17 protein-coding genes and 1 pseudogene are annotated in these 26,964 nt (G+C 62.0%); 9 read left to right on the top strand and 9 right to left on the bottom strand.

Going from position 1 to position 26,964, the window contains the following annotated elements:
* Positions 1-97 precede the first annotated feature (97 nt).
* The 5 genes from minC to ACFMO7_RS00070 all read left to right on the top strand — a co-directional run bounded on the left by minC (position 98) and on the right by ACFMO7_RS00070 (position 6,100).
* Positions 98-964 carry a septum site-determining protein MinC gene (gene minC, locus ACFMO7_RS00090; protein WP_376793500.1) on the top strand — a complete coding sequence of 289 codons (867 nt, stop codon included), beginning with the start codon at positions 98-100 and terminating at the stop codon, positions 962-964.
* Positions 965-1,221: 257 nt separating this feature from the next.
* Positions 1,222-2,058 (top strand): septum site-determining protein MinD, encoded by an 837-nt coding sequence (gene minD / locus ACFMO7_RS00085; RefSeq protein ID WP_376793528.1) that lies wholly within the window; start codon positions 1,222-1,224, stop codon positions 2,056-2,058.
* Between the two features lie 18 nt (positions 2,059-2,076).
* The gene (minE, locus tag ACFMO7_RS00080) at positions 2,077-2,427 is read left to right on the top strand and encodes a cell division topological specificity factor MinE (protein ID WP_376793499.1); all 351 of its coding nucleotides are present in this window, start codon (positions 2,077-2,079) and stop codon (positions 2,425-2,427) included.
* Between the two features lie 1,559 nt (positions 2,428-3,986).
* Positions 3,987-4,955 carry a hypothetical protein gene (locus ACFMO7_RS00075; RefSeq protein WP_376793498.1) on the top strand — a complete coding sequence of 323 codons (969 nt, stop codon included), beginning with the start codon at positions 3,987-3,989 and terminating at the stop codon, positions 4,953-4,955.
* A 167-nt stretch (positions 4,956-5,122) separates the two neighbouring features.
* Positions 5,123-6,100, top strand: coding sequence for a VOC family protein (locus ACFMO7_RS00070; protein ID WP_376793497.1), 978 nt, complete (start codon positions 5,123-5,125; stop codon positions 6,098-6,100).
* A 219-nt stretch (positions 6,101-6,319) separates the two neighbouring features.
* On the opposite strand, the gene ACFMO7_RS00065 is transcribed toward ACFMO7_RS00070, so the two are convergent.
* Together ACFMO7_RS00065 and aroE are read right to left on the bottom strand one after the other, a co-directional pair.
* The gene (locus tag ACFMO7_RS00065; protein WP_376793496.1) at positions 6,320-7,264 is read right to left on the bottom strand and encodes a fumarylacetoacetate hydrolase family protein; all 945 of its coding nucleotides are present in this window, start codon (positions 7,262-7,264) and stop codon (positions 6,320-6,322) included.
* Positions 7,265-7,506: 242 nt separating this feature from the next.
* Entirely contained in the window at positions 7,507-8,430 is a 924-nt protein-coding gene (gene aroE, locus ACFMO7_RS00060; protein ID WP_376793495.1) for a shikimate dehydrogenase, read from the bottom strand.
* Positions 8,431-8,669: 239 nt separating this feature from the next.
* Between aroE and ACFMO7_RS00055 the strand changes: the two genes are divergently transcribed.
* Together ACFMO7_RS00055 and ACFMO7_RS00050 are read left to right on the top strand one after the other, a co-directional pair.
* Positions 8,670-9,491 carry an NUDIX hydrolase gene (locus tag ACFMO7_RS00055; protein WP_376793494.1) on the top strand — a complete coding sequence of 274 codons (822 nt, stop codon included), beginning with the start codon at positions 8,670-8,672 and terminating at the stop codon, positions 9,489-9,491.
* Between the two features lie 56 nt (positions 9,492-9,547).
* Positions 9,548-10,414 (top strand): MBL fold metallo-hydrolase, encoded by an 867-nt coding sequence (locus tag ACFMO7_RS00050; RefSeq protein WP_376793493.1) that lies wholly within the window; start codon positions 9,548-9,550, stop codon positions 10,412-10,414.
* Positions 10,415-10,491: 77 nt separating this feature from the next.
* Here the strand turns inward: ACFMO7_RS00050 and ACFMO7_RS00045 are convergent, their stop codons facing one another.
* Positions 10,492-12,192 (bottom strand): ABC1 kinase family protein, encoded by a 1,701-nt coding sequence (locus tag ACFMO7_RS00045; RefSeq protein WP_376793492.1) that lies wholly within the window; start codon positions 12,190-12,192, stop codon positions 10,492-10,494.
* Positions 12,193-12,552: 360 nt separating this feature from the next.
* On the opposite strand from ACFMO7_RS00045, the gene ACFMO7_RS00040 reads away from it, so the two are divergent.
* Entirely contained in the window at positions 12,553-15,264 is a 2,712-nt protein-coding gene (locus tag ACFMO7_RS00040) for a M1 family aminopeptidase (protein WP_376793491.1), read from the top strand.
* Positions 15,265-15,736: 472 nt separating this feature from the next.
* Positions 15,737-19,303, top strand: coding sequence for a DUF4012 domain-containing protein (locus ACFMO7_RS00035; protein WP_376793490.1), 3,567 nt, complete (start codon positions 15,737-15,739; stop codon positions 19,301-19,303).
* Positions 19,304-19,523: 220 nt separating this feature from the next.
* Here the strand turns inward: ACFMO7_RS00035 and ACFMO7_RS00030 are convergent, their stop codons facing one another.
* From ACFMO7_RS00030 to ACFMO7_RS00005, 6 genes and pseudogenes are all read right to left on the bottom strand, one after another.
* On the bottom strand, positions 19,524-20,486 hold the full coding sequence (locus ACFMO7_RS00030) for an acetamidase/formamidase family protein (protein WP_376793489.1): 963 nt from the start codon (positions 20,484-20,486) through the stop codon (positions 19,524-19,526).
* 141 nt (positions 20,487-20,627) lie between these two features.
* Positions 20,628-22,073 (bottom strand): APC family permease, encoded by a 1,446-nt coding sequence (locus ACFMO7_RS00025; RefSeq protein ID WP_376793488.1) that lies wholly within the window; start codon positions 22,071-22,073, stop codon positions 20,628-20,630.
* A 463-nt stretch (positions 22,074-22,536) separates the two neighbouring features.
* A complete protein-coding gene (locus ACFMO7_RS00020; RefSeq protein ID WP_376793487.1) occupies positions 22,537-23,961 on the bottom strand; it encodes a GH1 family beta-glucosidase in 1,425 nt (474 codons plus the stop codon).
* A 206-nt stretch (positions 23,962-24,167) separates the two neighbouring features.
* The gene (locus ACFMO7_RS00015; RefSeq protein WP_376793486.1) at positions 24,168-25,157 is read right to left on the bottom strand and encodes an ABC transporter permease; all 990 of its coding nucleotides are present in this window, start codon (positions 25,155-25,157) and stop codon (positions 24,168-24,170) included.
* Between the two features lie 2 nt (positions 25,158-25,159).
* Positions 25,160-26,158 carry an ABC transporter permease gene (locus ACFMO7_RS00010; protein ID WP_376793485.1) on the bottom strand — a complete coding sequence of 333 codons (999 nt, stop codon included), beginning with the start codon at positions 26,156-26,158 and terminating at the stop codon, positions 25,160-25,162.
* Between the two features lie 217 nt (positions 26,159-26,375).
* Positions 26,376-26,964 (bottom strand): annotated as a pseudogene (locus tag ACFMO7_RS00005) (ABC transporter substrate-binding protein); the annotation flags it as partial.

Genomic DNA, 26,964 nt, shown 5'->3' with positions numbered 1-26,964 from the left:
AGAAGAAGAAAAAGTAAAGGGTGAAGCAGGGAAGAGTATCAAGGCTCCTGCATGAATGAGAAGAGAAGAAGCCGAGATAAAGAAAGCAGCTAACGAAATGAGTGCCCAGGGTCCTGCCGAGCAGCCCCCGACGGGTGGGCGCGAAAGGTTGAAGAAGACGGGCGAAGGCCCGTCCTGGCTGGTGGGGGGCGAAGCGGAGCGACGAGAGGAGAAGCCGTCTGCGTCGGGGCAGATTGCCATCAAGGGGACACGCCACGGTCTGCTCCTGACGCTGGAGCCGGATACGCCCTTTGCGGAGCTGTTGCAGGCTCTGGCCGAGAGGCTGGCGGAAGCTCCCGACTTTTTTCGGGGGGCCACCCTGACGGTTGATACCCGCCAGCGGGTGCTTCACGCCAGTGAGCGCGTCCAGCTGGAAAACTTGCTGGCACATTATCGGATGTCGATCGCTTCACTGGAGCAGGTGGCCGGCATGCGCATGGGGGGACTGGGGAGCAACGGAGGGGCTGCGTATAGCGCGACCACGCCGTATGTGGCATACTCACCCTATGAGAGGACAGGAGCAGGGGCTGTGACTGTGGACCTGGGGCTGACCACCAGTCAGCGTGATCCGCGTGAGTCGGATGATACGCTCTTTTTGCGGCGGACGGTGCGTTCCGGTCAGGCCATTCACCACCACAGCAATATTGTGGTATTGGGTGACGTCAATCCTGGGGCGGAAGTCGTGGCGGGTGGCGATGTGATCGTCTGGGGCGTCTTGCGCGGTATGGTCCATGCCGGCTATCCCGATAACGAGCAGGCCCTCGTCTGTGCGCTCCTGCTGGCGCCCGTCCAGCTACGGATCGCTCACTTGCTCTCTCGCCCGCCAGAAGGGCTGGAGGTGCAGCCGCGCCCCGAGGTGGCCTCGATTCGCCAGGGCCAGATCGTCGTTGAAACCTGGCTCAATGGTCGCCCTCCCCGTAAGTAGCGAGCGTCGGCGCAGGGCAGGAGAGAAGGCCGACCACCTGGCCAGCTACAAAGCCGCCTGAGCCAGCCTGGAGCTGGCTGGGCCGGCGGCAACCGATCCTTCCTGGAGTGCGCGGCGGTGTACCCGGCGAGCGAAGGGTACACCTTCAGGCGCCTTGCCGCGTGCAAGGATAGTGAAGGAAGGAAAGCAGGCAAAAATGATCGTTTGCTAGGTGTGCACAAAGAACGGTGTTTTCCGAATCGACAGGGAGCATGCGCATGGATAGCCGGGTGATCACGATTACTTCGGGAAAGGGCGGCGTTGGCAAAACAACGACAACGGCGAACCTGGGCACAGCCCTGGCCATGCAGGGAAAGAAGGTGGTGGTTGTAGATGCCGATATTGGGCTGCGCAATCTCGATGCAGTGCTGGGTCTGGAGAACCGCATCGTCTACGATCTGGTCGATGTGGTCGAGGGACAGTGTCGCCTGCGCCAGGCGCTGATTAAGGATAAGCGTTTGCCCGAGCTTTATCTGTTGCCCGCTGCTCAGACGCGCGATAAGAACGCTATCAATAGTGTGCAGATGGTGCAGCTCTGCCAGCAGCTGCGCCAGGAATTCGAGTTTGTCCTTATCGATTCGCCTGCCGGGATCGAGCAGGGCTTTCGCAACGCCATTGTGGGCGCCGACGAGATCATTATTGTGACCAATCCCGAGATGGCCTCGGTGCGCGATGCCGATCGCATCATCGGGCTGGTCGAGGCGGCGGGCAAGCCCGAGCCGCGCTTGATTCTCAACCGTCTGCGCCCCGATATGGTGAGGCGCGGCGATATGATGGATGTGGCGGATGTGTTGGAAGTGCTTGGCATCGATTTACTGGGAATCGTTCCCGAAGATGAGTTGATTATTGTGGCCACCAATAAGGGTGAGCCAGTCGTCTACGATAAGCGCTCGCGTGCCGGTCAGGCATTCATGAATGCTGCGCTGCGCATTCTGGGTGAGGAGATCCCCCTTGAGGAACTGGTGGAGGCGCCAACGCTGATGGAGCGTTTGCGCCGCCTGGTGGGCTTTGGCCCCGCTGCGATCGGGAAGCGCACACGGTCCTGGCCGTCCTGATGAAGGAGGCGATGGTGCATGAGTATGCTTGATTTTATGGCCAGTCGCAAGCGGCCCAGGCCGGGCGAGCTGGCGAAGGAACGCCTGAAGGTGGTCCTGATCCAGGACCGGGTGAAGGTGAACCCCGAGCTGCTGGAGCAGATCAAGGCCGATCTGCTGCGGGTGATCTCCGAGCGCCTGGAGGTCGATGAGCAGCATGTTGAGATCACGATGACCCGCGAGGACCGCTGGGATAAGCTGCAGGCTGCCGTCCCGATCAAGCGCCAGAAAATTACGTTTGAGTGGGACCCGCCCTACTATGGGCCTTCCGCCGAGGGTCTGCAGGGACCGCTCCAGGTGGAAGTTGAGCGCGAGCAGCCATCGTCATAGTGGGTGAGCGGGTGGGTCAGTGACCTACCTGCCTGCTTACCTGCCTGGCCTGGTCTGGCCGGCTGGATTGCCGTAGTCCGAGGCGGGCGCCATCCGGCCTCCCTGGAAGGCGACACCGCCAGCCTCTTCACCCTCCGAAGAGGGGCCAGGGTTGGAGCTATCTTTGCTCAGGCCTTCTGGATGCCGGCCCTCGTGCCCGCCCCTGCTCCCCCCGAAGAAGGCGGGGCGGCCTCGAGTGGCGACAGGATCACAACCCTGGTGCCTGATCTGGCCCTCCTCGCGCTGCTCCTACCCTTCTCCCGTAGTTCTTCTTCTCGCCAGCGCTCTCTGCCCGCCCGCTGGCCTCTATTGGGGCATCGCACCACTCTCCTGGTCCTGAGCCTCGACTTTGGCCATCTGGATCGAGAGGTCCTGCTGTGCCTCTGCCTCCTCTCCTGACAGCCGCCCACGAGCCGCTTCCTTGATTCTGAGACTCTGACCCAGCGCCACCTGTCTGTCTGGCCGGCTGGCCCCGTGGCCTGGGATGAGCAGACTGGTCTGGCCGATCTCTTTAACGGGTCTTCCATGACTGTGCGCTTAAACATCTTAACATACAAAATTTACATTATGTATGTTAATCTATCAGAAAGTTAAGAAATATGCAATACACACTTTTGTTTCTCAACTCAAATTCCATCTGATCGTAACCGCCAGGGAAGCGGGAGGAGGTACAATAAAAGCGTGATCTCAGATCGAAGCTCGTTTGAAGCTGAAGAAGCGGGGGTGGTATGAGAGAAGGAGCGTGCTCCTTCTTACTTACTCGCTGCAAGGCAGGTGCACAAGAGAGTGTTCCTGTCGCGGTAGTGAAGTGCCAATGCGCGGGCACGAGCAGACGCGGAGAGGTCTAGAGGTGGAGCGTGCGCGTGTAGGGGCTGGCTTTCGCTGCGGCTGGTGCCCGGAAGCGTAGCCTCTTCTGGCCTCTCGGTGGTGGCGCGTCGCCGGCGGTGCGTAGAGGGACGAGCGAGGGAGCGAGCGAATCGGCCAACGCGCGGACCGAAGCGTGCCGCCGCGGCGCTGCTGTATACGGTGCCGTCGGGCTGCAGCTATGGCGCGGACGGTGCGGGAAGCGTGGTCCGACTCGGGGCGGGTTGCCTCCGCCTGTCGGGTGCGTGCGAAGGCAGGCAGGCCGGCAGGGGGTAGCTATGTGGTGGTGGGGTGACGATGCCGCCCGCCTCGGGGAGGGCCAGGCTGAGGACCGCCCGTGAGGGGGTCTCCCGCTGCGGTGGGGTTGTTGTTGGTTGTGGTGCAGCGTTCTCGTACAGTACATGTGCGATGGACTGCTGTGAAATACCGTCCGGCCAGTATCTCCCTTTGGTGCCCGGCGTATCATCGTATATAGCGAGGGATGATGTGTAGTGGGGTGCGTACCTCTGTCTCCATACGTGTCCCTCGCGACGGCACTGAGGTGTCACCGGCTTCCTGCCGGCACTTCAGTATCGCGACAGGATCGAATAACCTGGCTGTCATCTCTCTGGGGGACTGGGTGGTGGCCCTGTTCTTTGCACAGGGGTGGATGTGTGATGAGTGAAGACAGCAAGAGCGACAAGAAGATCTATATTCTGGTTGAGCGCGCGAGCACCCTCTCTCGGGGGGTGAGTCGCGCGCTCTGGCCGGCCACGGCGCGGCGGCTGGTTGAGACCAGTCGGGCTGCTCAGCGGCGCCGTGCCCGCTTGATGCGGCGCCGTGTTTGCCCTCGGCAGCCACTGGCCCCACGTACGGCGCCACCGCGGTGGCTGCCGCGCCTCTTTCTGACGGCCCTGGTGGCTTCCTCGATGCTGAGCGGGGGAACGCTGGTGCTAGCTGTACTCTGGCATCTCTGGTTCCTGCCGCTGGGTGCCGCCCTGGCTCTCTCCGTCTCGCTGCTCGCGCTCAGAGCGCGCTGGCCTGCCGATCTGCCTTCTGCGCCCCTCCCGCCGCAGATGTCTATGGATGCCGCCCTGCCTGCCTCCTCTTCCTTCGGGCTGCCCTGGAAGAGTCTGCCTGGTCAGCCGGGAGCGCCCGAGACCCCAATGCCCGATCCGCCCTCGCTCGTGCGGGTCTTAGAGACCTTCGATCTCTCGCGCGGGGAGCTGGAGCCGGCCCTCACTGAGGTCCCCTGGCCTCCTGCAACAGGTGTCGGAACTGGCTCCGAGTGGGGGCAGCGCGGTTTTCCCGCTGGGGCCGCTGGCTCTCCCTTGCCGGACGAACTACCCTGCTCTTCCGCTGGCCAGCCAGACAGGCCTGGCTCTGCTTCCCTGATTGGATCTTCTCCCTCTACGACCGATTTTCCCCGCGTGGCGGTTCGCTCCAAGGCTGAGGACGAGCCTCTGGAAGGCAGTGAGCAGGCTCAGTCTTCCAGGTCCCTCGAGGTTTCTCCGCGCGAGATTGAGATGCCTGAGACGCGACCCTGCGACGGCCTCCAGGCTAAGGATCTGGCTGAGACCCCGCCGCCCACCTATCCCGCTGCTGCACAAGACAGCGATCAGAAGGACGAGGGCGAAAAGCTATGACCTTTGGGGGAGACCTGTTGACCTGGCTCGCTCACACTGGGTATGATTCCCCAGAAAAAGAGACCATTGGCCGGCTGGCTGATCCCCAAGCTCCAGATCAGCCAGCGAGCGGTTCCCGCGGTAGCGTTGGTTGCAGTCGACAGCAGTTCCCTTCCCTGGAGGCAGTTGTGAGCGAGCAGCAGATTCAGAAGGTGAAAGTCAGGCGCTTAGCGCATGTGGGCCTCTGGTCCGGCGATGTGGCGACCCAGGCCCGCTTCTATCGCCAGGTGGTGGGCCTCGATCTGCGCTCAAGCGAGGTGCGCACGGATGGGCAGGAGATGGAGGTGGAGGTGGCCAGCGCCTTTCTCGCTCTGGGCGATGAACATCATTGCCTGGCTCTCTTTGCCGATACGCGCGATCTTCGTCCCGTCAAAGCTGATGGTCACTTTATCCTGCCTCAGAGTCGGCTGCACCACATGACCTTCGAGGTTGATACGGAGGCCGAGCTGGCTGCCCTGGCCGCGCGCCTGAATATGCTTGGCGTGGAACTGGCTTTCGAACCTCGCGACGGCGATACCGAGCGCGGCGATACCCTCTGGTTCCGTGATCCCGATGGGAACCGCATCGAGATCGCCGTGGCTTCCGATGAGGCTTTTACTCAGTACGCCGCCGCCAGCGGGCGGCGCCAGGCTCGCCTGCGCCCCCTGGCTCTTCAGCATCTGGCTCTCCAGACACCGCACCTGGAGACAATGGTTGAGTTTTATACCGAGGCGCTCGGCTTCGATATCTCCGACTGGCTGCTACGTGAGTGGGCCTGGCTGCGCTGCAATACCGATCATCATACCCTGGTGCTGATTCAGGGGCGCCCAGACGTCGATCACATCGGCTTCCGCATCGATAGCGGCCTCGATCTGCTGGCCTGGGCCGATTATCTCAGCCGGCACGAGACGCCTATCCTCTGGGGCCCTGGACGTCACGGGGCCGGCCACGATCTCTTCCTACGCTTTGCCGATCCAGAAGGCTGCCATGTCGAGCTGTCCGCGGAGCTGGAGCAGTACTACGATCAGGATGTAACGACGCCCCCGCGCCTCTGGCATGCCCGCCCTCGCGCCCTGAACCTCTGGGGGACCTTGCCGTCCTGGATCAAGGAGGAGGTCACGGTCTGACTCTTTCCTGCCGCCGTCGGCTCCCGCGCCCGGCTGCCGATCGTTGTAAGCTCAGGCGGCGGAGAAGCAAGCAAGGCATCGATCTGAAACGCTTCGCTGGACCGTTTTGAATGGCTCGGGTCGAGCAGGGCAGATCGCCAGCAGAATAGATAGCCCTCTCCCTGGCCGGACGAGGTGACGGATTGGTCTGATCCGTCGCCTCGTCGTGTTTAAGGGGACTTATGCCCCAACGATGCGATTCCTCATCACGCCGATCTCGACAATCTCGGTTTCCATGATGTCGCCGGGGCGCAGGAACTCGGGCGGTGTGCGGGCGAAGCCCACCCCGCTCGGCGTGCCGGTCGCGATGATATCGCCCGGCTCCAGCGTCATGCCGTTGGAGAGCACGGCAAGAATGCGGGGGATAGAGAAGATCATCTGCTCGGTGCTGGCCTCTTGTTTGGTGACGCCGTTGACACGCAGGCGCAAGGTAAGCCGCTGGGGATCAGGGATCTCATCGGCGGTCACGATCCAGGGTCCCATGGGACAATAGCCGTCGATGCTTTTGCCGCGGAAGTATTGCTGGTGCTGGGCCTGCAGGTCGCGGGCTGAGACATCGTTGAGCACGGTATAGCCGAAAACGTAGCTGAGGGCCTCCTCTTCGCGGATGTGCTTGCCTCCCCTGCCGAGGATGACGGCCAGCTCAACTTCCCAGTCGATCTGCGTCGAGACGGCGGGGTCGATGACCACATCGCCGTAAGGCCCATTGACCGTCGTCGGGGCCTTGGTGAAAATAACTGGGTGCTGTGGAAGCTGGGCCTCTCGTCCGCGAGCCGCCGCGGACTCGCGAGCGTGCTCGGCGTAGTTCAGTCCCAGGCACATGATGTTTTTGCGCGGGCGAGGGATCGGAGCCGTGATCTGGACGGCAGAGAGCGGCTGTACAAGACCACTCCCCTGCAGAGCGGGGATCGCACTCAAGCGCCCGCTGGCCCGCTGGGCCTGCTCGAGCAGAGCGCGAAGACCACGCTCCGCCTGACCATACTGCTCGATGAGCGCTTGCATCTGATCAGGGACGCTGAAACCAAGGGCGCGCGCTCCTTGCGCGGCATCGACAATCTCGTCGTTGAGCACCAGGCCCACGCGCACGCGCGGGTTGTCAGGCGTTGAAAAGCTTGCCAGTTTCAATGATGGTTCCTCCCTTGTTCTGGCTGTGGCTCCTTCTCTTGGGTAATAGTATGTCCCCCGACTCCAAAAGGCAAGCTGCTGCCCAGCTCTGTTCTCCCTACCGGCGAGGTGGACGACCCTGGCTTCCGGCCATCGCCCTCCTGAGGGAACAAGGAAAGGGCAGGCGAGGCGGAGACAGGCCGGGGCAAGGCAGGTCAGACCAGTGCGCCTGCGCGGCCTGGCGAGCGCGAAACCAGACTTTTCTACTCGGAGGCAAGGGCGGCGCGCATGGCCTGCAGAGGAGCAGGCTGGCCTGTCCAGAGGGTGAAAGCCAGGGCCCCTTGATGGAGCAGCATCGGCAGCCCATTGGAGGCCCGCATTCCCAACGTCCGTGCCTGGCAGAGCAGCTTTGTCTCCGCCGGATTGTAGATCATGTCGAAGACAAAGGTTTCATTGCCGAAACGTGCCAGCACCTCGCCGGGCAGCGGGCTGAGGTCTTCATGCATGCCGACCGGGGTAGCGTTGATGATTAGTGAGAGCGGGTGAGGGATCAGAAACTCGGGATCGCTGAGGCTGAAAACCTGGGGAACGCTCAGTTCCTGGCGCTGGGCCGTAAGAAAGTCGCCGACCTCTGCAGCCAGGTGTTGGGCGCGCTCCAGGTGGCGATTGACGATGATCAGGCGTTCGACGCCGGTGCTGGCCAGGGCGAAGGCCGCGGCGCGCGCTGCCCCACCGGCCCCCAGAATGATAGCCGTATAGCCCGTCAGCGAGATCGTGCTGCTCTCGCTCGGCTGGCCGACCCCCAACTCCTGAAGGGCATGTAGCAGGCCGGGGGCATCGGTGTTGTAGCCATGCAGATAGCCATCGCGTGGCACAATCGTGTTGACCGCCCCAATGCGCGCCGCCAGCGGGTCGACGATGTCGAGCAGAGGGAGCACGGCCTGCTTGTGGGGAATGGTCACGTTCGCCCCGAGATAGAGCGGATCAAGCAGACGAGCCACGCGCGAGGCCAGCTCATCGGCGGGCGTTTGCCACAGCTCGTAGACTGCATCGATCCCCAGGGCGTCGAGAGCCGCCTGTTGCATGCGTGGCGAGAGCGAATGCGCCACAGGATCACCGATGAGGCCCAGGCGGAAGCGAGCGTGTCGCCCCGGCAACGGCTTAATCACTGGTGCTTCAGCATCCATAGCTACTTTCTCAGCCCTGCTTGGCCTTCGCTTCGATCGAGAGCTGACAGATCCTACTCTGTCTGGTGCATGTTGTTTATCGTTAGCGCAAAAAGCATGAACATGTTCAGCGTACCACAGGCCGCGCCCTCCGTAAAGGGGGCCAGCCGTGTCCGCGCGAGGGCCGCGCATATGGTACTATAACAGTATCACGTCCAGGTCAAGAGAAACTTTCCTCAAGGGAGATGGAGAGAGAACCTATGGCAGTTGTGCCCCGCCCGGCCTCAGCAGTGATGCTGCTGAGGAATGGACGCGCCGGCGGCGAAATGGAAGTCTTCATGGTCCGGCGTGTCGTCCAAAGCGAGTTTATGCCCGATGTCTACGTTTTCCCCGGCGGCTCCATCAAGGCCGATGACCGGGCTGCCGAGGAGAAGCCCCAGCTCTGCGCCCCTGTGCCCGCCCGAGAGACGGTCGCTGATCCCGAGGGAAGAACTGCCCTGGGGACGGGAGCGCGGGCGGCAGCTATCCGTGAGCTGTTTGAAGAAGCCGGGGTCTTGCTGGCTTATCGCAATGGTGCTCTGCTAGCTCTGGCGGCAGATGAGGCCGGGCAGGCGCGCTTCGCGGAGTATCGCCGGGCCTTTCATGAGAGGCGAGGCTCGCTCGTCGAGCTGGTTGAGCGCGAAGGGCTGCAGTTGGCCACCGATCAGCTCCACTACTTTGCCCACTGGCTGACCCCGGAGGGCATGCCGCGCCGCTTCGACACCCACTTCTTTCTCGCCCTGGCTCCCTCGGAGCAGCAGGCTGCCTACGATCAGCTAGAGACCAGCGATGGCCTCTGGATCAGACCCGCCGAAGCCCTGGCCCGCTCTCAGGATGGCAGCTTTCCCCTGGTCTTTGCCACTTTGCGTCAGCTCGAAGAGCTGGCTACCTTTGCCCGCGCCGAGGAGGCCCTGGCCTTCGCCGCCAGCCACTATGTGCCCCTCAAGCAGCCACGCCTGGTGCAGGAAGATGGCCGCTACCGCATCTATCTGCCCGGCGATGAACGGGGCTGGGAGGTCCCGCCTCATATGACCCAGGGCTGAAGGGAGAAGGAGAGCAGAAGCACTTTTGCTTTATTTGGAGAATTGAGAGCGCTGATATGGAACAGGAGCAGAAGCTACAACAGGAGGAGCAGCCCTATACGCTGGTGCTGGCCCCCAATCCTTCGGTGATGACGGGACCCGGCACCAATACGATCGTATTGGGCGATGAGACCACGGGGGCGCTTGTCATTGATCCGGCGGTCGAGGAGGCCGACTATCTGGCCCAGGTGATCGCGGCCGGGGAGGCCCGCGGTGGCATTCGGCGCATTTTGATCACTCACGGCCATCCCGACCACTATGGGGGGGCAGCGGCCCTGCGGGCCCGGCTTGGGGTGCCGGTACTGGCCTTCAGTCGCGCGGGAGTTGCCCTGGCCGATGAAGAGCTGGAAGATGGCGCGCGCCTGGCCGTCGGCAGGGACACCCTGCGAGCCATTCACACCCCAGGACATCGTTTCGACCATCTTTGCTTTCTCCTGGAGGGGACCGGCATCCTTTTTGCGGGTGACCTGCTCGCCGGCGTAGGCACGGTAGTCATTGCTCCCCCGGAAGGCGATATGGGGGCCTATCTGACCTCGCTGCGCCGCCTGCAGCAGCTGGCGCTGCGCAGCATTGTGCCTGCCCATGGCCCCGTCATTCTCGATCCAGGCAGCAAGCTTGCCGAGTACATCGACCATCGCCTGTTGCGTGAGCAGCAAGTCATCACCGCCCTCGGCCAATTCCCGCAGGGAGCAACCGTCGGTGAGCTGGTGCCGCAGGTCTATGCCGACGTCTCGCCGACGCTGCACGCCCTTGCCGCTCAGTCTCTGACGGCTCACTTGCTCAAACTAGAGCAGGAAGGCCGTGTGCGCCGTCACGGTGGAAGCGAGGACGAACGCTGGCGGCTAGAGCGCCTGGAGGGCCGTGTGGAACCAGGACGCTCCTGAGTGAAGAACAGGGCGGGCCGCTCGCTCCTGCCCTGCCTCTTCTCTCGGCCTGGGATCCCTCCCCCTCAGCAGGCTGGCTAGCGGCGCAGGAGCAGGCCCAGAACAGTCACGCCAGCCAGGCCCAGGCAGAACCAGCCGGCCGTGAGCAAGTGGACGCTGGTGAGCAGATAGACGCCGGCGGCCAGCGCCGCCAGGCTCACGACGGCGAGGGAGAGAGAGCCACCGCGGCCCTCGCTGCTATTGGCGCTGCGCCCTGGACGTGGGCGCCGCCCCCGGCCGTTGGGCAGAGGGTCGGCCAGGCGGATCTCGATCTGTCCGCTCTCGAAGCGGGTGATGAAGCGTTCCAGCGCCTGGGGTAGGGTGAGCATCGCTCGCCCGTTCTCCTGCAGATAGCGCAGCAGCTCCTGCAGATTCTCCCCCAGCCTATCGCCGCTGAGGCCGAGAAACTTACGCGCATACGGAGTGGCAACATCGATCAGATTGAACTCAGGGGCCAGGCCAGTAGCCACGCCCGCCAGCACACTGATCGCGCGCCCCGTGAAGGCAAACTGGGCCGGAATCTGAAAAGGTTGCCCGTAGAGCAACTGCTCAATATCCTGAGTGACATCCGACAGGTCCAACTCGCGGGCCTCCCCCAGGGTCATACCGTAGTATTGATTGAGCATCAGCTCCACGCCGCGCTCAATGGCCTGCAGATTGGCGTTTTCCCCCAGAAAGCCGAGGCGGGCCAGCGCATTGACCAGGGCCTGCGAGTCGCGAGCCACAAAAGCCAGAAAGAGATCGCGCATAGCCTTCTTCATGCTCTTGGTCAGGGTACCGACCATGCCGAAATCGACGAAGGCGATAACGGGGTCCTCTGGGGGAGAGCCGCTCTTGACAAAGATGTTGCCCGGGTGGGGGTCAGCATGAAAGAAGCCGGCTTCGAAAAACTGGAAGAAATAAGCCTCAACCGTGCGCCGCGCGATCTCCAGCCGGGCATAGCCGGCGGCCTCCAAAGCGGCATAGTCGTTGACCTTGATCCCATCGATCCACTCCAGCACCAGAACCCGCTTAGAACTGTACTCTTCATAGACGCGCGGAATGTAGATCTGAGGCTGATCGCGGAAGATCTCGCGGAAGCGGCGGGCGTTGGCGGCCTCGGTCAGATAGTCGATCTCCTCATAGACCGTGCGGCGAAATTCGCGGTAGACGGCCATAAGGTCGATAAACTCACTGGTATCGACGAAGCGCGTGATGACCCAGATGACGAACCGGATCGTGCTCAGATCGGTATTGATCAACTGCTCGATGTGAGGGCGCTGGACCTTGACGGCGACCATTTCGCCGCTGCTGGCCAGGACGGCGCGATGGACCTGGCCAAGAGAGGCTGCCGCCGTTGCCTTGCGCTCCAGCATGCTGAAGATCTGCTCAACCGGCTTGCCAAGATCGGCCTCGATCACCGAGACGACATGGCTGAAAGGAGCTGGCGGCACCTCATCCTGCAGGCTGCCCAAGACCTGTAGGGCCTGCTCTGGCAAGAGATCGGCGCGCGCGCTCAAAAACTGCCCCAGCTTGATCATCAGGACGCCAAGCTTGATGGCCGTCTCGCGAAAAGCTGTCAGGACCTTGATCAGCACCTCGATATTGGGCTGGACCTCGTAGTGACCGCGCTGATGGGCGCGAATCACGCGCCGCCGCTCGCGGTAAATCACCCAGACAGTCCACAGCAACAGACGGGCGACTCGCAAGAAACGCGCTACCTGGGCCAGTCTATTGATCCGTGTAGGTTTGTAACGCATACTATCAGTGAAGACCTCTCTCCAGGTACAATAACACAGATATCTACGCTGTGCCCAGGGAAGCAGTTCGAGAAAAAGGTTGAGTCGCGTCGGGTCGGGTCAAGCCGCAGCGCTCCGCCCGATGCTCGACTGCCTGCTCTGGCTCCGGGCAAGGGCGAGTCAGGGTCGCCGGTGCCAGCGCCCTACCGCTCTTGTGGACCTCACCGCTCGATCGACTGGCCAACGTATCGGATCTCACTGCTCTTTTGTCATTTTGCCTGGAGAGCTATCCGGCTCGTCTCATATCGGCTGTACTTTCGAGCAGGTCACGACACAGCGGAAAAAGCTTTATCGTTCTACCACAAAAAGGGGAGTTTTACCTTGAGAGGCTGCTACAGATCAGCTTTTGCTGCAGATGACTATCACACGTGGAGAGGGCTGGAAGAGGAGGAGGCCTGCCAGGTCTGGCAGGGCCTGGCGGCGCCGCCGCCCAAGGCGCGGGCCTTTGAGCTACCCGGAGACCGCTTACACTATGCTCCCGACCGTCCTGCCGATATCACCCATGTCAGGCTGGAGATAAGCCTTGACTTTGAGCGTGAGACCGTCAGTGGCACCGCATGGACCTCCTTTACGGCCCTCTACGACGAAGTGCGCACGATCGCCTTCGACGCCGTTGAATTGCACATCGAACGAGTCATGCTTGAGAGCGGTCAGGAGCTGCGCTACAGCCTTGAGCCGGAGCGTCTCATTGTCAGCCTCGACCGTCCCTATCGCTATGGCGAATCCTTCACTGTTGGAGTGCGCTACTGGGCCCAGCCGCGCATTGGCCTGAACTTCAACAAACCCACGCCAGATGACCCGACGCGGCCTGTGCAGGTCTGGACCTTCAGTCAGACCTGGTACCATCGCCATTGGTTCCCCTGCCACTGGATGCCCAACGATCGCGCCACCACTGAAATCATCGTCACGGTGCCGGCGCACTTTGTCACCCTCTCCAACGGCGAGCTGCTGAGCGTGCGCGACAATGGTGATGGCACCAGAACCCATCACTGGCGCCATGATGTTCCCCATCCCGCCTATCTGATCTCGCTCGTCGTAGGCGACTTTGCCGTGATTGAGGATCGCTACGGCGATCTGCCAGTGACCTACTACGTGCGGCCCGACCGTCGCGACGACGCTCGTCTGCTGATGGGCAAGACGCCGGCCATGATCGATTTCTTCAGCCGCTACCTCGACTATCCCTATCCCTATCGCAAATATGCTCAGAGCGTTGTCGAGGTCTATCGGGGAGCGATGGAGCATACGACGGCTACCACCCACAGCTTCATGCTGCTCTTCGATCAGAAGGCGGCCCTCGACCTGGGCGAGGATGGTCCCGTGACGACGGTCGCTCATGAGTTAGCCCATCAATGGTTCGGCGACCTGTTGACCTGCCGCGACTGGTCCGAGGGATGGCTCAACGAGGGCTTCGCCACCTACTTAGAGCACCTCTGGATCGAGCACGATCGTGGCAAGGATGTCTTCAAACTGATGATGCGGGAGATGGCCCAGCTCTATTTTGCGGAAGACAAGCACTACCGGCGGCCCGTCGTCTATCGCGGCTACTACCGGGACGGCTTCGAGCTATTTGACGGCCACCTCTACTACAAGGGGGCCTGGGTGCTGCACATGCTACGCCACCAGCTTGGCGAAGCGGCCTTCCGGCGCGGCCTGCATGCCTATCTGGAGCGTCACCGTGGGCGCGAGGTCATCAGTGCCGACCTGGAGCGCACGCTTGAAGAGGTCACGGGGCGCAGCCTGGCCGCCTTCTTCCAGCAATGGCTCTATCAGGCGGGCTATCCAGCCTTCTCGGTCAGCTACGCCTGGGATAGCGAGCGGCAACTGGCCAGGCTCACCATCAGGCAGACCCAGACCATCGATGACCTCACGCCCTGCTTTGTGACGCCCGTGGATCTGGCCTTCACCGTGCCCGTGGCTGATGGCAGCGATGAGACGCGAACGGTCAGGCTGCAGGTGACCGTTGGTGAAGATGGCGAAACCACTCAGACCTTCTTTGTGCCACTGGAACGTGAGCCGCTGATGGTGCGCTTTGACCCCGAGGGCTGGCTGCTGAAGACCCTCGAATTTGAGCGTCCCGCCGCTATGCTGCGCTATCAGTTGGCCCATGATCCCGACATCCTGGGCCGCATCGAGGCGGCGGAAGCCCTGGCGAAGCAGGGCGATGAGGCGAGTCGTCGCGCGTTGGAGGAGGCCCTCTTCAACGATCCCTTCTGGGGCGTGCGCTGGGCCGCGGCGAAGGCCCTGGGCGAACTGGGAACAGAGGCCGCCCAAACTAGCCTGCTGCGGGCCCTGGGCGAGCTGGAGGCCCGCCAGTGGTCGCGGGTGCGCGCCGCCATAGCGCGAGCCTTGGGCCGCTATCAGGTACCACAACAGAGTACCCTGGCTCAGCGGGCGGCGGAGGCCCTGCGACCGCTGGTCAGCGAGGGCGACGTCAGCTATGCCGTCGAGCAGGCAGCCGCGGAAGCGCTGGGCAAAACGCGCGTGGCCGGCGTCCTCGATGTCCTGCAACAGGCCATCGGACGCCCATCCTGGCAAGCTTATGTACAGCAAGGCATCTTTCGAGGACTGGCCTGCTCCGGCGATGAGCGCGCCATCCCGCTCATCTTGGACTATCTCGATCCCAATCGCCAACCGCCTCTCTGGCGCCTGGCCGCCGCACACGGGCTGCAGACGCTGGCCCAGGAGCGCCACCTCTATCCCGAGCCAGCCTGGCAACAGGCAGTGACCCGCCTCTGCGAGGCTGTCGAGCACGATCCCTGGGAAGCCGTGCGCCAGAGAGCGGCGGTCGCGCTCCAGCTCTTCGGCGACCGACGGGCGATTCCCGCCTTGGAACGGGCCGCCGCCCGCGAGCTGAATACGAGTACCCTGCGCACCATGCGCGTGGCTCTCCATATGCTGCGCAGTGGAGGAGAGACAGGGGAACAGCTCGGCCTCCTGCGCCAGGACCTGGAGACGCTGCGCGAGGAGAACCGCCGCCTGAAGGAACAGCTTGCTGCCCTGGAAACGCGCCTCGCTCGCGAGCAGTCAAGCTAACGCAACTGACTGCCAATGCCAGTGAGCCGCCCGCCAGCCCAACAGGAGCCTTCTTCCTTCTGCCCGGGCGGCTCTCTTTTTCCTCCTTCCCTATCCAAAAATGCTAAGGTTGCCTCGTTATATGCGCAGACTTCGATATAATAAGCGGCACGTGCAACGTCTGTGAGGGTTCAAGCGTCCTGTATAGTAAAGGGGGGGGAGAACGGCTGACTGCTTTCGGAGTCTATGCCTGCTCAACAGTCACTGGCGAACCTGTACCATTATCTCTGCGACTCATATATGGTGGTGCTCACCGTATATGGTGCCTCTTATCTTTTCATTACCATAATCATAAAGTAAAAGTAGAAGAAAGGACGGCTACCAGGACTACGCAATTGCTGATCCCTTATCTCATCTATATGAACGTGTTCGCTCAATATGGCTGTCGATCCTGCTCTCAGTTCGTGGATCTGGAAAACATGGAGGTAAAGCCTTGCCTGGGGTACGCGCCGCATCTTCTCCGCCAAGGGCCCGTCGCGACGATCTCGCGACGTGGGCTGAGGCCGATCTCTCCGCCTTGGGAGAGCGAGAAAAGCAACGTTATGCTCAACGCAGAAACGCTGTAATTGACTATTATACTACTGATAAGCCTATTGAAGAGATCACACTGCAATATCGTCTTTCCTGGCAAACCTTAGAGCGACTGCTTGAAAAATGCCTGAAGCGCCATCCAGATGGACGTCTCTGGGGCTTCCGCGCCCTCGTTCCAGGAAGCCTGGTTGATGGAGACACAGAAGTTCCCACGAGCACCCTGCCCGGGCCGGTGGCTGATCCCGAGGCAGGTGGAGCGGAGGAGCAGCGCCAGGCCGGGCAGCGCACTCCTGGCTGGAACCGAGAGGAGACGGAGGTTGCCGAAGAGGAAGAGCCGACAGTCAGGCTGGTCAGAGTGCGAGGGCCAGGCCCCTCTGAGCCAGACCCTCAACCCACTCTCGCGACGGCAGGCGCGAATGGGACGGCAACCGTCGAAGCGAACGGCCACCAGCGGCCCGCTCCCTCCCTGAGCGAGGAGCAGCCTTCACCTGCCTCTCCCCCAGAGGACAGCAAGCAGTGCGGTCCCGCTGAGCTGGCGGAGGGCGAGCAGGTCAGCGCAGAAACGAGAGAAGATGCCGAGATTGCTCGGGAGGAGAAAGCCGCATCAGATAGAGAAGAGCAGTCCCCGACCAGTCCTCTGGAGAATGAAACTGCCATAGAAGAAGCCAAAATAGAAGAAGAAGAACAACAAGAAGAACAGCAGGAGGAAGAGAGTCCGACCGTTCCTCTGGAGCGAGAGCGGCAAGAGGGCCAGAGCACAGGGGAGACGGAACCTGCTCAGGCTCAGGGCCAGGGCGACCAACAAGACCTGGCCGGCCTCCCAACGAGCCATCTGGGGCCGGAGCCAGCCCAGGGAGAGAGGCCATCTTCGGAGCCAGTCGAGCAGCGGCCCGCTACCAAAAAAACAATCGGTGAAGAAGAGAAGCTCTCGCCCGAGGTGGACGAGCTACCGACCACCCTTCTCGACGAGCGTATGCTGCCGGCTCCCCTGCATGAGGAGGCCGAGATTGCCCTCTGTCCGGGGCACGAGCGCGAGCTGCTCGATCTGGCCAACGAACCGACCACTATCCTGCCGTTGGCTGGAAGCCAGGCCCAAGACAGACGGCGGCGGCATCCAGGGCTGCTGGAGCGGCGTCTTGCCCATCAGCTACGGCGCCTCCGCGGACGTCGCCGGGGGCGCAGTCAGCAGCAGCGCAAGCGTCATCGTTTCCGCGCTTATCTCAGCCTGGCCGTCCTGATAGCGCTCATCGTCGGCCTGCTCCCGCCCATAGGCGCGGCTCTGGCCGCCTACGGCGCCTACAACAACGTCAAGGGCCTGGCCGAAGATGGCGTCAAGCACCTCATGAACGTCAAAGACCTGCTCACGCTCGATAAGAACAATCCGCTGGCGGCCCTGGAGGCTGACAAGCTCCAGCGCGCCCGCCAGGAATTTCGCCAGGCTGGGAGCGACTTCCTGCAACTTCAACAGCTTGTCGAGCGCAGCGATATCCAAGAAGCCATTCAACGTTTCGCGCCCGAGTACGCGGTCAGCCTCGACCAGGCGCGTCACCTCGTGCAGGTAGCCCTCGACGTCTCGCGTATGGGCGACGAGATGAGCGGTGTGGGCTTGCTCGCGGCCAGCATCATCCACGGCTCGCCGCTCACCACCAGCAGCAAAGCTAAACCTCTTCTCACTGCCCAGGACGTGGCCGCCGTTCAGGGATCGCTGGTGCACGCCCTCTACTACATCAACGACATCCAGCAACAGATGAGCGCTGTTGACCTCAAGCAGCTTCCCATGCTCAGCGCTCACCAGCGCGATCAAATAGCCAGCATTGTCAAGGTCCTGCCTGAGGCGCAGAGGCAGATCAACCAGGTGCAGCAGCTTATCCCCCTGGCCTCCTGGCTACTCGGCGTCGACGGTCACCGTCGCTATCTGCTGCAAACTATGGATAACGCCGAGCTGCGTCCTGGCGGTGGCTTTACCGGCCAGTATGGCATTGTAGACGTAGAGAACGGCGTTGTTGGGCCGCTGGCCCTGCGCGACGTGGCCAAGCTGGACTACGCCGGCAACGGCTTCCAGATGGGACGGCAAGCCCCACCGGGCTATAGCTGGATGCACATGGGCAACTTTGGGCTGCGCGACTCCAACGTCTCTGGAGACTACCCCACCACAGCGCGCATCAATATCCAGGTCTTTCAGGACGAAGGAGGCGGCCCCGTTGACGGCGACATTGCCTTCACGCCCACCTTCATCGCTCACATTCTCGATGTCACTGGCCCGATCGTCGTTAAAGAATACGGCGAGACCATCACCTCGCAGAACCTGGCTGAGCGTCTGCACTATTATCAGCAGGACCCTGCCGGCATCGCTCGCCAGGAGCAGGTAACGGGTCAGGGCTTGCACGATGCCCGCAAAGCCTTCACCTCGCTGGTAGCCAGGCTGCTGCTCGACAAGGTTCGCCATCTGCCTGTCAGCAAGCTGCTCGACATCGTCAAGGGAGCGGTCAAAGATATTCAGGCGCGCGACCTGGAGCTTTACTTTACCAATCCCGCTGTCGAAGCCTGGCTTGTGCAGCAAGGCTACTCTGGGGCTATCAACAGTTTCAAGAGCGTCGACGGCTTTCACGTCGTCCAGGCCAACATCAGCGTTAACAAGGCCAGCCAGTATGTCCACAGCACTTTCCAGGACAATGTGGTGCTGGACGCCCAGGGAGGCGCCACCCACAACCTGACCATCATTCTGGAGTATGATCAGCGCGGCCCTGTCTATGGCTTCGACGCCTACACCGACTACATTCGCGTCTATGCCCCAGCGGGTGCCCAGCTCATCGACGGCGGTGGCTTCGACTCCGGTCAGCCCGTCTGCACTGCCGGCAGTAGTGGCACAAAGACATCTTCCACTTCCTCATCTACTTCCTCGAAGCTGCCCGTAGCTGGGAGCCGATGCGACAGCTTCAGCTACATTCCGCCGGACGGCTCGCGCTATTGCCCGAGCGGCAACTACGCCCTTGGGCCGCGCTACCAGAATCCGCCTGTTGACAGCGTTGGTCCGCCGACGGCCCTGCAGAGCGACCTGCCCGGGCGAGCCATGTGGGGCGGCCTGACGGTCACCCCGAAAAACTGCACCTCCTACATCCGTCTCTCATGGTATGTGCCCCATGCCCATATCAATCCGAAAAACCCGGCCAACATCTATAGCCTTCTGGTAGGCAAGCAGGGCGGGATGGTGCCCACCGTCGATATTACCATCGATGCCACGGCCCTGCATCTCAAGGGCGTTACCACCCTCCACTATCACAGCGACATTCATAAGGACCAGGTGATCACTCTCAAGGGAGCGCAGGCCGCTGCGAAGGCGACTTCCAAAGCCTCTCCCACCGCCGCTGTCAAGGGCGATCTGACGGCCTCTCTGCTGACAGCCGCCGCCCGTCCACAGGCCCTGGTTGTCCCAGAGCCACCGGCTGGTGCCACCTGGCGGCGACGCTAAGCCGCTTGCGGCTCAGGCCCAGGGCAGGCCGACGGCTAGACTGACAGCAAGCCGAGCGTGGTCGCCGGAAGAGAAAAACAAGGCCGGTGCTCCCTTTCTGGCGAAAGCCGAGGAAGGGGAACACCGGCAACTCTTGCTGATTGTGGCTGGAGAGAGCGGGTCTTGTCTCTCTCCAGCCTGTCCTGTCCTGTCCGGGCTAATCTGGGCCCAAAGCCTGGCCTTACTTCGTGAAAATGCTCGTTGGCAGGAAAGCCCCGACCACCCAGTGAGGTGCGTCCACCACCTCGCAGATCTTCAAGTCGACCGCCACGCTGCAGAGCATATAGGCATCGCTGCGCGAAAGGCCGTAGTTGCGCTGCAAGTAATCGATCATATGGCGGATCGCATTGCGCGTGGCCTCCATCAGATCGGGGCCGATGCCATCGGTCACATAATATGGAGCTGTATTTGTGCGCTGAATCAATGGTCCACCCGTCAAATACTGCGGCTCTGGCACTGGGCGATCCTTATGCACCGTCAGGCGGACCACCGCATGCATTGGCGTCTCGATAGCGGTACCGCAGACCTCCCCATCGCCCTGGGCGGCATGGCCGTCGCCCATGGAGAAGAGGGCCCCGGGTACCTCCACCGGTAGATAGAGGCGAGTGCCCTTCGTCAGATGGCGGGTATCCATGTTGCCGCCGTGGCGATAGGGGGGGATTGTCGAAAGGGCCCCTGGCTGGCCCGGCGCCAGGCCGATCTCGCCGCAGAAGGGAGCCAGCGGAATACGGATACCGGGCGCAAACTCGGCCCAGCCATCGGCGCCGCCCTCCAGGTGCCAGATCTTGAGTGCCGGCTCAGGAAACTCGTCGGCCAGCAGGCCGAAACCGGGAATGACTCCCGTCCAGCCCCACTCGGCTGGCTGCAAATCCAGAAACTCCACCTCCAGCGTGTCCCCTGGCTCGGCTCCCTCCACATAGATCGGACCGTGCACCTGGTCCACGCGCGAGAAATCGAGCGAGCCGATGGCCTCAACCGTGCTATTAGCCTGGATCTGGCCGCAAGAGGCCTCCAGCATATCAAACTCCACCACCTCGCCCGAGCTAATGCGGGCGATAGGCGGAATGCTATGATCCCAGGCCAGATGCCACTGATCGCGTCGAATATGGATCGTACGCCCTGCCTTTGGAATATCTGTCGTCATGGCCGGTAGAAAGCTCCTTTCTTTGGCTGTCTTGGTTCGGCCAGGCTTCACCCACTTGCTGAGCCTGAACCGTTTCCTACACCTGGAGAAGAGGATGCAGAAGAGACGCAGAAGCTGGTAGCGGCTCAAACCGGGCTGGCTTCACTCGGGCAGCTTGAGCGCTGTCGCGTCCTCCTCCCCAATCGCCTCCATGTGCAGGCCCTCGCTCGCCTCCAGATGCAGACCGATACGCTGAGCCAGACCGGGACTGGCCATAATGCAGATCAGGCCCAGCAAGAGCCAGGCCAGCGCCACGTACGGAAAGATATTGTAAGGAGGCGCCGGGACCGGGTAAATATTGCTGTAGAGCGTATAGCCCAAGAAGATGATGGCTAGCAGTGGGATCAGCCACTGCCAGCTCCACAGACGTCGGCGCAGGAAGAACCAGATGGCCCCTACATTTGTCAGCACATAGGCTACCAGGATGAGAAAGACGCCGATGGTCCCCAGATAGCCGAAGAGCGTCGCCCCCGTCATACCCGGAGCCAGGCCCCAGGCGCCGACCACCACAAAGTCGCAGAGCATGATCACCGCCACCGCCAGCGCGGGCGAGCCGCTGCCACGGCTGGTCGTACCCAGGCGCTCCGTAATAAAGCCATCGCGTCCCATCGCGTAGAGCATACGCGCCCCAGCGTTCGCCGTGCCCAGGGCACTGGCGAAGGCGCTGATCGTGGCCCCGAAGTCGAGCAGAATGGCCATCACTTGCCCGACATACCGGCGTGCCAGGTCATCGAGTGGGGCCGCCGATTGCGCAAAACTGGTCACGCCCTCCCGGCTCAGACCGAAGCCCAAGGTCTGGGCGTAGGTCACCACAACGTAAAAAAGACCCGTCCCAAAGACCGCGGCCAGAATCGCCAGGGGAATATTGCGACGCGGATTGCGCGTCTCCTCTCCCAGCGTAGCCGCCCCCTCGAAGCCGGCAAAGGAGAGGAAGCCGAAAACCGCCGCCAGGGCCACACTGTTGAGCGGCTCGGCGGAAGGCGTAAAAGGGGCGAGGGAAAGCTGCCCAACGCTGCCCAGCCGGACCAGGATCACCGCCACCAGCGCCACGATCAGGAGCACCGAAATCCCTTCCATGGCCAGGGTCAGGCGCGTCGAGATAGTAATCCGGCTGTAGGCGAAAAACCAGATCAGCAGGCCCGCCAGCAGGGCCAGCGGCAACCAACCCACACTCAGGCCCAAGCTGGCCAGGAAGGCCTGGGCAAAATTCCCCACCTCCGCCGTCGAGGCGCAGGTAAAAGCGAGGTAGGTGCCCAGCAGGGCCCAGCCCGAAAAGAAGCCGACGCGCGGACCCAAGGCCAGGCCATTAAAGGCATAGACCGACCCGCTGTGGGACAAATAACGGCTGAACTGGATAAACGAGAAGCTGGCCAGGCCGACGGCCACCGTGGCGATCAAGAAAGCCAGCGGCACGGCACTGCCGGTAATGCCGGCCGCCAACGAGCCATTGAGCGCCATCGCCGCAGTGGGCGCCATAATACCAATAGAGAGCGCAATGCTCTCCAAAAACGACAATTCACGGCGAAGACCGCTTTTCTCTGGCTCCAAGTGCAACCTCCTGACATCAGGAACAGAAAGGCACCCGGCGTAACAGGCGAAGGGAACGCTCGACCCTCCCAGCTACCTGCGCCTGTCTACGCCAGCACAGGGACAGCCTCCAGTAACGATGAAGCTGCCCGCTTGAAAGGATAATCCATTTCGCCGCAGAAGGCAACCTTCAGGCGGGCAGCCATGAAGCGAGGCGAGGAGACGAGTGTGCTGGAGCCTGAGAGGGAAAAGCCCATAACCGAGACTCTTCTCAGAGCAGGCGAGGAGGAGAGACGAGCAGGGCCAATGCCTCCGCTGACCCAATGTGGGTGGAGTCGGGCAAGGGCCTGTGTGGTCCAGCGCCTCGGCCGGGGCCTCAGCCAGGGGGAAGTCGGTCGCCTCGGACTTCCGTGTCAATGCCAGACGGCAGAAGGCGCGCCTGGTCTCGCGCCGGGCAGGGGCCAGAACCGGCGCAGACGAGGCGCTAGCGACGTTGTGAAGCGATGAACGAGGCGTACCAGCGACCGCTGTCCTTGATGATGCGTCGCTGGGTAGAGTAGTCGACATAGACCAGGCCGAAGCGCTTGCTGTAGCCAAAGGCCCACTCGAAATTATCGAGTAAGGACCAGACCATATAGCCCTTGAGCGGCACCTGCTGAGCGAGCACCCGGCTCAGCGCCTCAATGTGCTGCTGCAGATAGTGGATACGCTGCCAGTCATGGACGCTCTCCCCGCCATGCCAGTGATCCTCGAAAGCCGCCCCGTTCTCCGTCACCACCAGGGCCTTGACCCCATACTCGCGATGGAGGCGGGTCAGGATCACCTCCAGCCCCTCCGGGAAGATCTCCCAGCCCATATCGGTGTAAGCGGCTCCAGGAATGCGCTCGATGACCTCATAGCTGGCATGCTCCGCAGCGCTGGCCGCGGCTGCCGACCTGGGAGCACGCACAAGCATGCGGCTGTAATAATTGACGCCTAGAAAATCCAGAGGAGAAGCAATCAACGCCAGGTCGTCCGTCTGGATCGGGGGCGAGGTCACGCCCAGGACAGTAAAGAGAGACTCCGGATAGGAGGCGCGAAATATGGGATCGAGGAACCAGCGATTGCGGAAAACATCTGCCTGCTGCACAGCAACCTGCGTCTCAGGCCGCTCATCGGCAGCGTAGACCGGATAGAAATCGAGCGCAATCCCGATCTGAGCCTCGCGCGGCAGCACTGCGCGCAGGCGCTGCACAGCCAGACCGTGAGAGAGCAGAATATGATGACTGGCATTAATGGCAAGCTGCTTATCGTGCATCCCTGGGGCATGGATACCAAGAGCATATCCCAGATAGGAGCTGCACCACGGCTCATTGTGTGTCAGCCACCAGCGAACGCGATCGCCCAGACGGCGAGCTACCATCTCTGCGTACTCAGCAAAAGCCTGAGCTGTATCGCGAACGAGCCAGCCGCCGCGCTCCTCAAGGGCGACGGGCAAATCCCAGTGATAGAGCGTAACCAGCGGCTCAATACCCCGAGCGAGCAAGGCATCCACCAGACGCTCGTAGAAGGCCAGACCCCGCTCATTAACGGGGCCAGTTCCCTGGGGCAGGACCCGCGGCCAGGCGATTGAGAAGCGGTAAGCGCGCAAATTGAGATGAGCCATCAGCGCCACATCTTCTTCCATACGGTGATAATGGTCGGCGGCCACCTCACCAGTCTGACCCTGGAAGATCGCTCCGGGGCGAGCCACAAAGCGATCCCAGATAGAAGGGGCGCGCCCATCCTCGCGCACCGCACCCTCGACCTGATAAGCCGACGTGGCGGCTCCCCAGAGAAAACCAGGCGGGAAGCCGCCAACCAGGTTGCTGCCCCCAGCCAGCGAGGCCGGGAAACTACGATGGTCCTGTGGACGACCAGAAATGCCCATTGATCCTCCTTAATAGAGGCGGCAGCCGGAGGTAGCCAGACTACCCTCCTCCCTCTCTGCCACCTGAGTTTCGCAGTTTCCTTCCCTGGATGTGTAAGTGCATCCTTTCATGCTGTCTAGACAGCGAAAGAAGAAACGAGCAATAGATGCCATCATCTCTATTGATTCAGAACGGTATAGCGGCCAGACAGACAGGCAGAGATCGCTCAAGCGATCACGGCCCTGGTTTTCAGCAGCTTGCGCAGCTTCCGAGGCATAGCCTGGCGCAGGCTCGGGTTAGCCAGCTCATCGATGCCGAAATTCACCAGCGTCAACGCGCCGCAGACCAGGGCCACGCAGACACCGGCGGGTACGAACAGCCACCACTGGCCGGTGATCAGTGCCCCGTTCAACTGAGCCCAGAACAAGATGGATCCCCAGCTTGCGCGCGAAACATCGCCCAGGCCCAGGAACTCCAGGGCCACCTCGGCGCCGAGAGCATAGACGAAGGTGCCGACGTACGTCGAAGCCACCAGGGCAATCTCATTGGGCAGAATCTCCAGAAAAATCATGCGCCAGGTCGCCTCGCCCATCGAGCGGGCTGCCGTCACAAACTCGCGCTCCTTCAGCGAGAGCGTCTGTGAGCGCAGCACGCGCGCCCCGTAGGCCCAGGACGTAAAGAGCAGCACCATCGCGATCACAAACTCATTCTTGCCGGCTCCACTGGCACTGGCCAGCGACGCCAGAACAATGGCCAGAGGCAGACCGGGCAGCACTAGAAAGATATTGATCAGCAGCGAGAGCACCTCATCGATCAGGCCGCCGAAGTAGGCCGAACTAAGCCCAAAGATCACCTGCAGCGCTGTGGAACCAGTGGCGGCCACGAAGCCCACCAGCAGCGAGACGCGCGCCCCATAGACAATCTGCGAAAAGATGTCCTGCCCCAGACTGCTGGTCCCCAGAATGAACTGCCGGCTGGGCGGCTGCGCCCCGTGGGCGACCTCGCTCCGTGGCCCGTCCGGTGGGTAGGGCGTCAGGAGCGGAGCGGCCAGAGCTATCACCACAAAGAACAGCAGGATCGCGATGCCGGCTGTAATCTTGGGGTTGCGCCAGAGCAAGCGCAAAGCGTTCAGCAGCGGCCCACGCTGACGGTGGTCGGCTTGCTCAATCAGTGTCGTCGTCTCTACTGGGGACTCTCCAAGATTGGTCACCTGCATGCCTATGCCCTCCCATGTCGAATGCGTGGATCCAGCACGCTATAGATCAGCTCGGCCAGGAAGTTAGCCGCCAGCACCGTCAGAGCCAGAATCAGGAAACCGCCCTCGATCAGGGCGTAGTCGCTTTCCGCGGCCCCGCGGAACAGATGGTAGCCGATGCCGGGATAGTTAAAGACGATCTCCGTCAGCAAGGAGCCGCTGACCACCAGGCCCAGCGAGATTGAGAAGCTGGTAATGCTGGGCAAGACCGCATTGCGCGCCGCGTAGGCGAAGACCACTCGCAGCGGGGCCAGACCCTTTGCCTGGGCCATCAGCAGATAATCCTCTGAGAGCGTCGTGACCATAGCATTGCGCATGGTCAAGACCCACTGGGCAAGCGAGCCGATAATGAGGGTGATCACTGGCAAAGCCGCGTGCTGCACCAGGCTCCCAATAAAATCAAGGCTCCACTCTGGCCCATTAGGAAAGCTGCTCAGATCGTAAGCGTCGCTGGTGGGGAACCAGCCCAGCATCATGCCAAAGGTGTAGAGCAGGGCTAAAGCCATCCAGAAGTAGGGGATTGCGGACAGAAAAGTCAGGGCCGGCGGCAGCGTCGTGTCGTACCAGGAGCCCCGGCGCCAGGCAAACAGAACCCCGAGCAGGGTGCCAATCAGAAAGCTCAGGACCACCGCCATTCCCACCAGGCCAATCGTCCAGGGCAGACTCTGGGCCAGAATCTGCGCGACGGGCGTGGGAAACTCCGACGTCGAGGTCCCGAGCTGGCCATGCAGCAGCCCATTCAAGTAATCCAGATACTGCTGCCAGATCGGCACCGAGGGATCGGCACCAAACTCCTTGCGCAGGGCCAGGATCGTAGCTTGGCTCATTCCCTGGTTTCGCAGCTTGGCGATATAGTTCTGCAGCGGATCACCAGGCATCAGACGCGGAATGATAAAGTTGAAGGTAACAGCAGCCCAGAGAGCGATCAGATAGAAGCCTGCGCGCCTCAACAGGTAGCGCATACATCACTCCTTTGACCGAAAGTCAGGACCGACAGGAAACGTGCATCCCTCCAGTGCCAGGAGACAGAGGGCGGCTGACCAACTGAGCAGGAGGGGGGAGCACCCGGACAGCGGTCAGAGAGCGTAGAGAGCACCGTCCTTCCACCCCCAGAGAGGGAGTGGAAGGACGTCCTGGAAGAACGCACTACGAAAGGACAGGCCAGAAGCAACGCTACGATCAGGAGGCTGGCTTCAGATGCAGGATGACGTTTGCTGCATCGGGCAACTGGTACGGCGGACCAACGTCGTACGGATTGCTATCGTCAGGCCAGCCGACCCAGTGCCTGGTCGTGTACTCATCCCAGTCCACATTGACCGTCAGCGGAATGGCCGGCAGCTGCTCGACCATGATCTTCTCGATCCCCTGAATGGCCTGCTTCTGGACATTCGTGTCGGTCGAGGTCACGTACTGCTTCAGCAGCTGATCAACCTGGGTCGCCAGCGTGCCTGCCGAGTGCGTATCCCAGCGCTCGAAGTTCGAGCCGGAGACCGACTTGCCGATCGGGCCAGAGTTGCTGCTGCTGAGCATGTCGCGGTAGGGATAGTAGGGCGTGGGACCCTTATCCGTCCAGCTGATGGCCGCCTCGTAGTTGCCTCCATAGATGGCGCTGAAGTAGGTGTTGGCGTCGGCCACCCCGTTCATCGTGGCCTTGATGCCGGCCTTGTTGAGGTCGTTGACGATGAACTGGACGTCCTGCGCCCAGTCAGACCAACTGCTGGGGACGATGATGGAGAAGCCGAGGACCTTGCCGCTGGAGTCATAGAAG

The sequence above is a fragment of the Thermogemmatispora sp. genome, from assembly GCF_042408735.1.
Taxonomy (GTDB): Bacteria; Chloroflexota; Ktedonobacteria; order Ktedonobacterales; family Ktedonobacteraceae; genus Thermogemmatispora.
The sequence above is the reverse complement of the archived record's forward strand: the minus strand, read 5'-3'. Positions and strand labels throughout refer to the sequence as shown.

Coding starts and splice junctions, on each gene's coding strand:
- minC (WP_376793500.1), top strand. CDS start 98: ATGAGTGCCCAGGGTCCTGCCGAGCAGCCCCCGACGGGTGGGCGCGAA.
- minD (WP_376793528.1), top strand. CDS start 1,222: ATGGATAGCCGGGTGATCACGATTACTTCGGGAAAGGGCGGCGTTGGC.
- minE (WP_376793499.1), top strand. CDS start 2,077: ATGAGTATGCTTGATTTTATGGCCAGTCGCAAGCGGCCCAGGCCGGGC.
- ACFMO7_RS00075 (WP_376793498.1), top strand. CDS start 3,987: ATGAGTGAAGACAGCAAGAGCGACAAGAAGATCTATATTCTGGTTGAG.
- aroE (WP_376793495.1), bottom strand. CDS start 8,430: ATGGATGCTGAAGCACCAGTGATTAAGCCGTTGCCGGGGCGACACGCT.
- ACFMO7_RS00055 (WP_376793494.1), top strand. CDS start 8,670: ATGGCAGTTGTGCCCCGCCCGGCCTCAGCAGTGATGCTGCTGAGGAAT.
- ACFMO7_RS00050 (WP_376793493.1), top strand. CDS start 9,548: ATGGAACAGGAGCAGAAGCTACAACAGGAGGAGCAGCCCTATACGCTG.
- ACFMO7_RS00045 (WP_376793492.1), bottom strand. CDS start 12,192: ATGCGTTACAAACCTACACGGATCAATAGACTGGCCCAGGTAGCGCGT.
- ACFMO7_RS00030 (WP_376793489.1), bottom strand. CDS start 20,486: ATGACGACAGATATTCCAAAGGCAGGGCGTACGATCCATATTCGACGC.
- ACFMO7_RS00020 (WP_376793487.1), bottom strand. CDS start 23,961: ATGGGCATTTCTGGTCGTCCACAGGACCATCGTAGTTTCCCGGCCTCG.
- ACFMO7_RS00015 (WP_376793486.1), bottom strand. CDS start 25,157: ATGCAGGTGACCAATCTTGGAGAGTCCCCAGTAGAGACGACGACACTG.
- ACFMO7_RS00010 (WP_376793485.1), bottom strand. CDS start 26,158: ATGCGCTACCTGTTGAGGCGCGCAGGCTTCTATCTGATCGCTCTCTGG.